This is a genomic window from Alteromonas sp. BZK5 (genome assembly GCF_014349115.1).
GTDB classification, from domain to species: Bacteria; Pseudomonadota; Gammaproteobacteria; order Enterobacterales; family Alteromonadaceae; genus Alteromonas; species Alteromonas macleodii.
This window is the reverse complement of sequence record NZ_JACSOE010000102.1, coordinates 1-10,800: the sequence shown is the minus strand read 5'-3', so window position 1 is coordinate 10,800 and position 10,800 is coordinate 1. Positions and strand designations below refer to the sequence as shown.

General features: G+C 45.8%; 11 protein-coding genes and 1 pseudogene. 10 read left to right on the top strand and 2 right to left on the bottom strand.

Annotation, left to right across the window (positions count from 1 at the left end):
* A partial coding sequence (locus tag BIZ39_RS18780; protein ID WP_187447707.1) for a Tn3 family transposase occupies positions 1-339 on the top strand: 339 nt, incomplete at its 5' end.
* Positions 340-508: 169 nt separating this feature from the next.
* Here BIZ39_RS18780 and BIZ39_RS22650 read toward each other — a convergent pair.
* Positions 509-754 (bottom strand): MerR family DNA-binding protein, encoded by a 246-nt coding sequence (locus tag BIZ39_RS22650; protein WP_410369568.1) that lies wholly within the window; start codon positions 752-754, stop codon positions 509-511.
* Positions 755-1,037: 283 nt separating this feature from the next.
* Here BIZ39_RS22650 and traL point away from each other — a divergent pair, with 283 nt between their 5' ends.
* The 8 genes from traL to cueR (BIZ39_RS18740) all read left to right on the top strand — a co-directional run bounded on the left by traL (position 1,038) and on the right by cueR (BIZ39_RS18740) (position 8,541).
* Positions 1,038-1,319 (top strand): type IV conjugative transfer system protein TraL, encoded by a 282-nt coding sequence (traL, locus tag BIZ39_RS18775; RefSeq protein ID WP_000433891.1) that lies wholly within the window; start codon positions 1,038-1,040, stop codon positions 1,317-1,319.
* A complete protein-coding gene (locus tag BIZ39_RS18770) occupies positions 1,316-1,942 on the top strand; it encodes a TraE/TraK family type IV conjugative transfer system protein (protein ID WP_000667170.1) in 627 nt (208 codons plus the stop codon). Before traL ends, BIZ39_RS18770 begins: the two co-directional genes overlap by 4 nt.
* Positions 1,926-2,822, top strand: coding sequence for a type-F conjugative transfer system secretin TraK (locus tag BIZ39_RS18765; protein WP_020745000.1), 897 nt, complete (start codon positions 1,926-1,928; stop codon positions 2,820-2,822). The genes BIZ39_RS18770 and BIZ39_RS18765 overlap by 17 nt, the downstream gene beginning before the upstream one ends.
* A gap of 2 nt (positions 2,823-2,824) precedes the next feature.
* Complete coding sequence (locus tag BIZ39_RS18760; protein ID WP_020745001.1) at positions 2,825-4,114, top strand: TraB/VirB10 family protein; 1,290 nt, start codon at positions 2,825-2,827, stop codon at positions 4,112-4,114.
* A 74-nt stretch (positions 4,115-4,188) separates the two neighbouring features.
* Positions 4,189-4,761, top strand: coding sequence for a TraV family lipoprotein (locus BIZ39_RS18755; RefSeq protein ID WP_015066557.1), 573 nt, complete (start codon positions 4,189-4,191; stop codon positions 4,759-4,761).
* Positions 4,758-5,147 (top strand): TraA family conjugative transfer protein, encoded by a 390-nt coding sequence (gene traA / locus BIZ39_RS18750; protein ID WP_011788478.1) that lies wholly within the window; start codon positions 4,758-4,760, stop codon positions 5,145-5,147. Before BIZ39_RS18755 ends, traA begins: the two co-directional genes overlap by 4 nt.
* 408 nt (positions 5,148-5,555) lie before the next feature.
* Positions 5,556-8,051, top strand: a complete 2,496-nt coding sequence (locus BIZ39_RS18745; RefSeq protein ID WP_011788479.1) for a heavy metal translocating P-type ATPase — start codon at positions 5,556-5,558, stop codon at positions 8,049-8,051.
* A 25-nt stretch (positions 8,052-8,076) separates the two neighbouring features.
* Positions 8,077-8,541 (top strand): Cu(I)-responsive transcriptional regulator, encoded by a 465-nt coding sequence (gene cueR, locus BIZ39_RS18740; RefSeq protein ID WP_011788480.1) that lies wholly within the window; start codon positions 8,077-8,079, stop codon positions 8,539-8,541.
* An 86-nt stretch (positions 8,542-8,627) separates the two neighbouring features.
* Here cueR (BIZ39_RS18740) and BIZ39_RS18735 read toward each other — a convergent pair.
* A pseudogene (locus BIZ39_RS18735) lies at positions 8,628-9,077 on the bottom strand (Cd(II)/Pb(II)-responsive transcriptional regulator).
* 1,049 nt (positions 9,078-10,126) lie between these two features.
* Here BIZ39_RS18735 and cueR (BIZ39_RS18730) point away from each other — a divergent pair.
* Complete coding sequence (gene cueR, locus BIZ39_RS18730; protein WP_011788488.1) at positions 10,127-10,552, top strand: Cu(I)-responsive transcriptional regulator; 426 nt, start codon at positions 10,127-10,129, stop codon at positions 10,550-10,552.
* The last annotated feature ends 248 nt before the right edge of the window (positions 10,553-10,800 follow it).

The following is a 10,800-nucleotide window of genomic DNA, read 5'->3' as shown; positions in this document are numbered from 1 at the left end:
TTAGGCTCCAAGCTGAAAGTAAACCACCTCCGCAGCCATTTATTGGTGTGGTCTACAGAGGATTATGTCTTTTTAGAGGGGAAAATCCCTAGAACCCCACAATGGAACGATTGTGCTCGACTCATTTCAAATTGCATTATTTATTATAATTCCGCGTTACTATCGGCATTTTTACAAATCCAAGAGAGGAACGGTAGGCAAGATGTGGTTGATGTTATTTCTCGGCTTTCACCTGTTGCTTGGCAACACATTAATCTAAATGGGGAATATGCCTTTAATAAAGACCGCAAAGAAATCGACTTAGCTGGTTTACTTAGTGATGTAGAATCAATAAGTTAAAGAATGCCATCTGTTTGTATTTCTAATTCAAAAGGTACTGCGCATCAAAGTGCCATTAAAAATTGGAGGTGTTGATATTCTATATGCTTGATATATACAAGCTAACATTGATAGAAAACAGATAAGCTAACAAGTTTTTAGTCGAGCCATGAACTGTTCTATAATTGTTCTAATTGCAAAACTCTTCAATTTGGTTTGTTACTAGATTTAAAAATACTTTTCTATGCTCGATTTTAGTAAGTAGCAGCTTTTGGATGTCTTCAGGAACTTTTCTTTCTCCTGCATCTATTGCCATTAGTAATGGCTTGATATCAACTACAAGAAGACCTGCCGCCCTTGCTGCTCGAATGAACTTTAATCTCTTTAATGCACATAAGCCGTAAAGTGAATGGCCTGACTTAGTTTTTTCGGGTATACGGATTTAATGGTTGATGGGGCACCTTCACCCCATCAACCATTAAATCCGTATACCCAAATAAATTTGATATGCATGTCGTCCCGTCCGGGTTTGCTAAAGTGGGCAGCTGGTCTCGACACGACCAATATCCTCATCATATCAACCGCATCAAAAAGATCAATTGTTAGTATTGTCTGAGTAGAACCCTCAAAACCTTCAAAAATTCGGCATCTAGCTGACCACCGAACCTGCCAATCCCAAGGCATTCTTCACTTCTCAATTCAAACAACGAGGAGTGACTATGGAACCTGTGAGTATTCCATCCTATATCGATGACCCGCCGCACTTCCTGCTTTGGAGTGCCGATGAGATGGCTCCCATTCTGTTGGGGCTAGTGATCGGCATTTTTACCGGTAATGCCTTGGTTTTATGCCTGTTGGGGTTGGTGACAACCAAGCTCTATCGGCGTTTTCGTGATGGTCGCCCAGATGGTTTTATTCTTCACGCCATCTACTGGGCCGGACTGTTGCCAACCAAAGCCAAGACGATCCCTAACCCATTTATCAGGAGCTATCTGCCGTGAAGTTCGACGTGTTTTTAAAATCATGGCAAGGCACGCAATTAGAGAACCGATGGCAACGGTTTCTGATTGCAGTGCTGGTGCTATCTAACTTGCTGCTTGCGGTTGCGGCATTTTCTCGCAATACCGTAGTGGCCATTCAACCACCAACCTTGTCTGAAACGGCTGAAGTGTCACGAAACCAAGCCACTCAACCTTACCTGGAGTCCTGGGGGCTCTACCTGGCTGAGCTTATGGGCAACGTGACGCCGGGTAATGTGTCCTTTATCCGGGTTGCTATAGAACCACTGCTTTCTCCAGCGGTGTACCAGCAAGTGGTCGATGCACTGGAGATTCAGGCAAGACAAATCCGGGAAGACCGAGTCACGCTCAAATTCCAACCCAGACAAGTGGAGTATGAGTATGAAACCGGCCATGTCTTTGTGACCGGTTATTCCTTGGTCTCTGGACCATCTGGAGATGAACAGCGCCAAACTCGCACCTATGAGTTTGACATCGATATTGAGCAATACCGTCCAAAGCTCAGTTGGATGGATACGTATGAGGGGCAAGCTAGAACGAAGCGAGTTCGTGAAAAGTTGACCCAAGAGCAAAACCGGAGGGTGAATGATGCGAACCAAAATTAATCGATGGATAACACCAAACTTAATCGCAATGAGCTTGAGTGGCGTCCTGTTATCTCAAGCGTCGTATGCAGACGTGGAATTGCCGATTGTGCCAGCTAGTGTGATGAAGCAGCCCGCTACAGCAAATTCGCCGGTTCAAACCAATACGGTTTCAACGGATGTGCCAACAACGTTACTGATGACACCGGGGGTTAATGAACTGATCCCTGTAGCACTTGGTCATCTGAATCGGATTGTGACGCCGTTTGAATCGCCTCAGGTGAGAACAACCAGTGATGCTCAGACGCAAATCAAGGGGAATGTTGTATATGTAGCCACGGACAAAGAATCACCGGTTTCACTTTACATCACTCCGCCTGGTCAGGAAGCTCCCGCATTATCTGTCACCTTAGTACCTCGTCGTATTCCACCGCGTGAAATCACCTTAGCTATTGATGGTCAGCAGTGGCCTATTAAGGGCGTCGTGAACCGAAAAGCCGCCACTTGGGAAACGGCTCAGCCATACGTCGATAGCTTACGTGATTTACTCAGACGCCTTGCACTAAATGAGTTACCACAAGGCTATGACATCCGTTTAGCTGGCCAAACTGACACAAGCCCGAAATGTTTTCAGCCTGGCTTAAAGTTTGGTTTTAAACAGGGGCAAATTGTGACGGGACATTACTTCACCGTCTATGTAGGACTGGTTGAAAGCTTTGCCGATGGGCCGATAGAAGCCAGTGAAATAGCCTGTCATGCACCAGATATAGTGGCAAGCGCCTACTGGCCTCGCAATATCTTGTTGCCGGGTGAAAAGACTGAGTTGTATGTGGTTGTTCGCAATCATCGTGAAGAAGCGGTGGAAAGTCAGCGACCTTCGCTTCTTGTGGGAGGTGAATAACGATGAAAGCACAATGGGAACAAATGAGCCCGAACATGAAGCGGGGCCTATCGGTTGCTGGTATTGCTGGTGGTCTCATCCTTATGGTGATGGTGTTTTCACCTAATCCTGACGATGACTCAAGTAGTCGGAACCGACAGGAAACGATCCGGCACATTCTTACGGATACCAATACTCGTGATGTTGGGGTCGATAGTTTGGCTGCGAACGTAAAACTACTCAGTGAGCGCAATGAACAGTTACGTCGTGAAGTTGAGCGCTTGCGTCGTGACGTCGATTCAGGACGGCTAAGCCCAGGTTCGCCTTCTATACCAAGTGAAGTCAATGCGGAGCTGGCCCGCCTTAGAGCGGAACTTGATGATGTTCGCGCTGGAGGTGATGCAGCAGTTGAAGGCACAAATAGCCGCTTTGAAGTACCTTTATCTGCCATGGAATTGCCTGAAGAAGAAAAGCCACTGCCGTCTAACCCAGACGACTATTTTGCCAATGCGCCACTTCCTGATCCGCTCTATCAGCAGCCAGCCAATGGCCAAGGTACACGAGCTCGGGATGTTCCATTGCCGCCAATCACGATTCGTATGATTGAGCCTGAAGTGGTTGCTGAACCAGAGGTTGTTGTGCAAGAAGCGCCGCCTTTGTATTTACCGGCGGGCAGCATCATCTCAGGTACTTTGATCACAGGTTTGGATGCACCTACTCACGAGTCCGCAAGACGCGAACCTTTTCCTGCATTGCTGAGGATTCAAAAGGAAGCCATTTTACCCAACCGATTTAGAGCGGATATCAAAGAGTGTTTCTTGATCGCCGCAGGTTACGGTGATTTGAGCTCTGAGCGTGCTTATTTGCGAGGCGAGACCATTTCATGTGTGAGAGAAGACGGTGGCGTCATTGAAACACGACTGGATTCTTATGCTGTAGGTGAAGACGGCAAAGCCGGCATTCGTGGCCGATTGGTGTCGAAACAAGGCCAGCTGGTGGCCAAGTCGATGATGGCCGGATTCCTTCAGGGCTTGGCTGGCGCATTTGATGTAAATCCTGTTCCGACGATTCAGACGGGTAATGCCGGTGATACTCAGCTGTACCAGCAAGTCATGAGCCAAGAAGCATTACAAGGCGCTGCGATTAAAGGCACAGGTAAAGCATTGGATAGAGTGGCCAAGTTCTATTTGGACATGGCTGAAAATATGTTCCCAGTCATAGAGGTAGACGCTGCAAGGAAAATTGAAGTCATAGTCACTCGTGGTGCCTCGTTGTCGTTGGCCACTTCTCAAGGGGGTGGTGCAAGAAGATGAAAAAATCCTGCATGTTGCTAACCGATCGAAGTCCGTTTCAGACAATAAGATGTGTATCCAGAGGAGAGTTAACCATGACGACATCAATGCAGAACAACCCAAAGCACCAGTCAAAACAGTGGTCTAAAGCTGGATTACTTTTATTGGCAGTCGGCTCAACCTTATTGTCTGGCTGTAGTTCATTGGGTCTTGGGAGTAGTGAATATGGATGCCCAGGTATGCCTGACGGTGTGCGCTGTTTATCTGCTCGTGAAGTCTATGAGCTTACCAGTTATGGCGCTGCACCCAAGACGATTGATGCTGTGGCGACTCGAATTGGTTCTCCCTCTGGGTATTCACAATCTGATTTAGAGACAGGACTGCTGAGCCATCCAGCATTACCCGAGACGCAGCAATCTGCACCTATTCGCATTCCTTCAAGGGTAATGCGGATTTGGATTGCGCCTTGGGAGGATGACCGTGGAGATCTGAATTTATCCAGCTACGTGTTTACCGAAATTGAACCGCGCCGGTGGGATATTGGGGTGTCAGCACCTCGAACGGTTTCGCCAGTGCTACGTCCACTTCAGACTCAAAGCGATTCAGCCTCAGCGGGAGCTGATGGTAAGCGCGATAACTTGAGTATCTACGGAGAAACTAACGAATGACAAATGCAGTTCGCAGCATTCAGACTCAGCGCCTAATGACCATTGGTGCGCTTGGTTTAATGGCGTTAATGATTTCGGAGCCCTCATTTGCAGGCACCGGTGGTGATGCTTTCACCGATGTGTGGGATACCCTAAAAGATTGGACCCAAGGTACTTTGGGACGGATCGTAGCGGGAGCCATGGTTCTGGTGGGTATTGTGGGCGGTATCGCTCGCCAAAGCTTGATGGCCTTTGCCTTGGGCATTGGTGGCGGTATGGGTCTCTACAACACACCAACAGTCGTTGAAAGTGTCATGTCTGCAACTTTACCTGTTGTTGCTAGCACTCAAGAAGTCATTGGCACAACAATTCCAGCAATCAGCGCCGTTTTACTGGGCACCTTATAACAATAAAAAACGCCCAAGCGGCCAGATTTCTGACGGCTTGGGCGTCATCCCACCCCGTCCCCGATTACCATGACGGCGTTTCAGTTAATAGGTTTCCCATTCACTTAGCTTGATTACAAGCTGCGGCCATGAATACCGAAAAGAATGCTAGCGCCGCCACTGCAAAAGGCAGTTAGCGGGGCTTTTCTTGAGGGAGCACATTCAAACAGGCTACTAGCCTGATATTTTGAGATTTAGGCGCTCGTTTCTTTTGAGTTAGAGTTACACACTACCAAACAGCTGGATGAATATCAGGAATGATGGCGCTTCATTTGTTGTGTTCATGAGGTTAAAAATAATACGCTTGACCTTCCCATCATGGTAAGCCCTAGACTGTTTAATATCTGAACCAACAATGAGAAATACATCATGAGCATTCATAAAAACCAGCTCTCCAGCAATGCTGAAGCCCGGGTTAGCTTACCTATTGAGGGTATGACCTGTGCAAGTTGTGTAGGACGAGTTGAAGCAGCTTTAAACAAAGTTGAAGGCGTCGTAAACGCAAGTGTCAATCTTGCGACTGAGCTGGCGGATATTCATCTTAAAGCTCCTGTTGATCGACTGAAGTTAATCGAAGCAATTGAAAAGGTAGGATATGAAGTTCCTGTAACATCCGTTGAACTTTCAGTGCAAGGTATGACATGTGCTTCGTGTGTTGGCCGTGTTGAAAAGGCACTCTTAGCGGTTGATGGTGTAAAGGCGGCAACGGTTAACCTTGCAACTGAGAGGGCAACTATTCGCGGAGTGGCTGGCATAGACGATCTCATATCTGCTATTCAAAAAGTTGGCTATGAAGCCCGTGTCATCGATACCCAAAATCAGGTCAGTAATGAGTCTGAAGTAAGAAAGGACGCAGAGAAGGCTTTATTAAAGAAAGATTTAGTTATTGCAACAGCACTGGCTCTGCCGGTATTTGTTCTCGAAATGGGATCTCACATGATTCCAAGAATGCAACACTGGGTGATGAATACCATTGGGATCCAGGAAAGCTGGTACGTCCAGTTTGTATTGACATTGTTAGTCTTAGTGGTTCCAGGTCGTCGATTCTACATGAAAGGCATTCCTGCTCTTACGCGGCTTGCTCCTGACATGAATTCACTGGTCTCTGTCGGGACTATTGCTGCTTTTGGTTATTCTGTGGTTGCTACGTTTGTACCATACCTTTTGCCTGAGGGTACCGTTAATGTGTACTACGAAGCTGCTGCAGTGATTGTCGCTCTCATTCTTTTGGGACGATTTATGGAGGCGAGAGCTAAGGGGAGAACGTCTGAGGCTATCAAACGCTTAGTAGGCTTGCAGGCTAAGGAGGCGCACGTGCTCCGTAATGGCGTAATGAATGATATTCCTGTCAAAGACGTTGTGCTTGGAGACATTATCGAAGTTCGCCCGGGAGAAAGGATTCCGGTCGATGGAGAGGTAAGTGAAGGTACCAGTTTTATAGATGAATCGATGATAACTGGTGAGCCTATACCAGTGGAAAAAATCGTTGGCAGTGGAGTTGTCGGAGGGACTGTGAACCAGAAAGGAGCACTGAGGTTGCGTGCTACTGCGGTTGGTGGTCAGACAATGCTGTCACAAATCATACGGATGGTAGAACAGGCCCAGGGGTCAAAGTTACCTATACAAGCTGTTGTGGACAGAGTGACATTGTGGTTTGTTCCAGCTGTGATGTTGGCAGCACTTTTTACATTCCTGATTTGGTTAGTATTTGGTCCATCACCAGCCCTGTCTTTCGCATTGGTTAATGCTGTGGCAGTGCTAATCATTGCATGTCCATGTGCAATGGGACTCGCGACACCGACATCTATCATGGTTGGTACAGGTCGTGGTGCAGAAATGGGAATTTTATTCCGCAAGGGAGAAGCCCTACAGTTACTCAAAGATGCCAAAGTTGTTGCTGTAGACAAAACCGGAACTCTGACTGAAGGTCGTCCAGTCATGACAGATCTGGAACTAGCTCAGGGTTTTGAACGTAATGAGGTATTAGCAAAAGTTGCCGCAGTTGAATCACGTTCTGAGCACCCTATTGCTCGCGCTATTGTTGAGTCGGCAGAAGGAGACGGCATTTTACTGCCAGAGCTTACTGAGTTTGATTCAATCACTGGTATGGGAGTACGAGCGACTGTTGAAGGGAGCCTTGTAGAAGTAGGCGCTGATCGATTTATGCGTGAGTTAGCATTGGAGGTAACGTATTTTTCCCGGATTTCTGAACGCCTCGGGAATGAGGGGAAATCACCTCTCTATGTTGCTATAGATGGTCGGTTGGCTGCAATTATTGCTGTAGCTGACCCTATTAAATCAAGTACTCCAGTAGCTATAAAGGCATTACATCAGCTTGGTCTCAAGGTCGCCATGATTACCGGTGACAATGCGAATACAGCTCAGGCTATTGCTAAACAATTAGATATTGATGAAGTGGTTGCGGAAGTGTTACCTGAAGGCAAAGTTGAAGCGGTGCGTCGACTGCAAGAAAATTACGGTAAAGTTGCTTTTGTCGGCGATGGGATAAACGATGCCCCGGCACTTGCAGTTGCAGATATTGGACTTGCAATTGGTACAGGAACAGATATAGCCGTGGAGTCAGCTGATGTTGTCTTAATGTCAGGAAACTTGCAGGGAGTTCCTAATGCTATTGGATTGTCTAAGGCAACAATCGGTAACATCAGACAAAATCTCTTTTGGGCATTTGCTTACAATGCAGCATTGATTCCAGTGGCTGCAGGACTGCTATACCCAGCTTATGGAATACTGCTCTCTCCAATTTTTGCAGCAGGGGCGATGGCGCTATCAAGCGTGTTCGTTCTGGGAAACTCATTGCGTCTGCGTCGGTTCCAGCCTCCTTTGGTTGAGGACGCTGAGCATTAACGCTGAGCATTAACAAGGTGGGCTTATGAATATCGGAGAAGCATCGCGTAAATCAGGAATATCCACCAAGATGATTCGTTATTACGAGCAAATTGGATTAATCCCTGCCTCCGAGCGTACGGAGTCAGGTTATCGTAAGTATGCTCTCAATGATGTTCATAGATTGGTTTTTATTCGTAGTGCCCGAGATCTCGGGTTCTCTCTGGAAGATATAGAAGGCTTGCTTACGTTATGGAATGACAAATCTCGCCAGAGCATTGATGTTAAACGCCTGGCTCAGGAGAACATTGCTGACTTAGAACGACGTATGGAAAGTATACGTCAAATGACTGAGAAACTACGAGTTTTAATCCGGAGTTGTGCTGGGGATGAGCGGTCAGAATGTCCTATTCTTAGGACATTAACCAATGCTTCGGGCAAAGCCCGCACCGTAAACCGAGGAGGAGCGGTACAGCGCCGCTCTGGAGATAAGCTGAGCGGCAAAATGTAGTACTTTAAATTGGCCCATAATGGTGTAAGACTACGCAGTTTTAACACCATCACATTTTTTTCATTTTAAACAAGCGCGTGGCATCACTAATGCCCCCCTAAATGGTTGGTTGGTGCGGTTAAGGAAAGATCGCTATCACTTTCATCAGCTGTCAATTTTTGGACTATGCAACATTTATCTATGCTGCGGTCAGCGCTACAAAAAGCATTCAGCTCCTTACGTTGCTCTTCTAACGCTACTAATTCTTTGATTCGATGCTGAATGTGAATTAGGTGGGCGTTGATGATTGCATCTATCGGGCCACATTCTTTACCCTGATTATTGATTGCTAACAGCAAAGCGCGAATTTCCTCATGGGTCATATCGAGAGAACGGCAGCGGCGGATGAATAGTAGTTTTTCAAGACGGGTTTTGTCGTAGTGACGATAATTATTTCCTATGTCTCGTAAAGGTGCCTGCAGTGGACCTTCTTTCTAGTAGTAACGAATCGTTTCTACCGGACAGCCTGCTTTACGCGCCAACTCACCAATTTTCATATATCCCTCGTTTGAACTTGACTCTGTAGTTAGATTAGGGTCTTCAGTAGTCAGTATAGTAAACATATTGGGCAAGTGGTCCCGCAAAAAAGTAAAACTCTAGTAGGAAGGAAGCTGCTAGTTGTATTTAAAAATTAAGCTTGGTTGTGGGAGGCAAGATTCAGAAATCAGGCGAATTGAACAAGGCGAATGGTCATTTGTATGTTCATAATGATTGCAACCATTCGCATGTTGAAAAAGACCTAAATCATGATAAGCCTACTTACAAAGGTTGTGGCCATGACCATGACCAGAAATCGCATGATCAAGATGATCATGGCCTTAGTGGAGACTGTTGCGCGGCTGCGCCTACAAAGATTAAATAATCTGGGGGGGGCGAACTGAAATCCGCATTATGCAAATGGATTGTCCTGTAGAGGAAAAACTGATTAAAAAGAAATAAGGGGATGTATATGGCAGTTATGGGCCTTAATTCTAGACAGTGGCCAGAAGCTGCGATGATTATGGTGCTCTTTACTATTGCTGAACTCATTGAAGCAAAATCACTCGATAGAGCTCGAAATGCAATCGGATCTCTAATGAATTTGACTCTCAAAACTGCAATGGTCCAACTATCAGTATGAACGATGACACCTTGAGGCTGCCCTCGCCAGAACAGCGCCATGGTCAGCACATCGCATATGATGATGATTTGGTTAAAGCAATGGTTCAATGGGTAGATAATTTTTTGAACACTAGATGATCAGTGGAGTCAGATGAATTAAGTCGGCATTTATTTTTGAACTTTAAGAATTATTTATTATTAAACCATGTGGGAAATCTAAACGATCAAGATTTTAATATCATACAAAAAATCTATCGACTTCTCTTGACCTTCCGGTTAGGGGAAGGTTTAACCTGAAGTTAGGTGGGGGCTGGTGAGATTTTTGGGAACAGGTTAATGGTTACTTGGTTCAATGGATTAGGAAATTTCCTTCAATAAATGTTACCCGAAACTATGTTACTTAAAGCTAACTACAGTATTAGTAAAAATCATTTGGGAGGTGAAGATGAACATTGGTGATGCAGCCCGCTTATCGGGAGTTTCGGCGAAAATGATTCGTTACTATGAGGAGGTTGGGCTAATACCATCAGTCTCCAGAACAGAGGCTGGTTATCGGATCTACAAAGATGCCGATGTTTATAAGTTACATTTTATACGTCGATGTCGAGATCTCGGTTTTTCTCTGTCACAGGCAGGAGAGTTACTTTCTCTTTGGGGAAATCATTCGCGTCAGAGTGCAGATGTTAAAAGTATAGTTGAATCTCATATTAATGATTTAACCTTAAAAATTGAAGAATTTCAACGTATGGCATCAATTCTTACCACACTCTCTGCTTGCTGCGCGGGAAATGAAAAACCCGACTGCCCAATACTGAAGGCTCTCTACCTCGCGGATACTTCCCATCTGCAGGACATAGAAAGCTGCCCTTAAACTTTCGACTCCCTTCAATGTTATTAGGTGATCGCCATGGGTGGGAATACGCAGTTTAGCTCGAAAGCTAGACCTTTGTCGTCAGGATGAGGTCGCATGCGGCCTGATTTTTAATTTATTAAAATTCATATGATTAAAGTCAACTTTATTCCCGAATTCAACTGCGAAGTGCGACACTCGTCAATATCAAGCAGCCAATGCCATTTCTTTAAATACAATCGCTGGCTGCTTGAAGCCTAAACACTTTC

Excerpts from the sequence above, each read along its gene's own strand:
- traL (WP_000433891.1), top strand. The coding sequence starts at position 1,038 with ATGGAACCTGTGAGTATTCCATCCTATATCGATGACCCGCCGCACTTC.
- BIZ39_RS18765 (WP_020745000.1), top strand. The coding sequence starts at position 1,926 with ATGCGAACCAAAATTAATCGATGGATAACACCAAACTTAATCGCAATG.
- BIZ39_RS18760 (WP_020745001.1), top strand. The coding sequence starts at position 2,825 with ATGAAAGCACAATGGGAACAAATGAGCCCGAACATGAAGCGGGGCCTA.
- BIZ39_RS18755 (WP_015066557.1), top strand. The coding sequence starts at position 4,189 with ATGACGACATCAATGCAGAACAACCCAAAGCACCAGTCAAAACAGTGG.
- traA (WP_011788478.1), top strand. The coding sequence starts at position 4,758 with ATGACAAATGCAGTTCGCAGCATTCAGACTCAGCGCCTAATGACCATT.
- BIZ39_RS18745 (WP_011788479.1), top strand. The coding sequence starts at position 5,556 with ATGAGCATTCATAAAAACCAGCTCTCCAGCAATGCTGAAGCCCGGGTT.
- cueR (WP_011788480.1), top strand. The coding sequence starts at position 8,077 with ATGAATATCGGAGAAGCATCGCGTAAATCAGGAATATCCACCAAGATG.
- cueR (WP_011788488.1), top strand. The coding sequence starts at position 10,127 with ATGAACATTGGTGATGCAGCCCGCTTATCGGGAGTTTCGGCGAAAATG.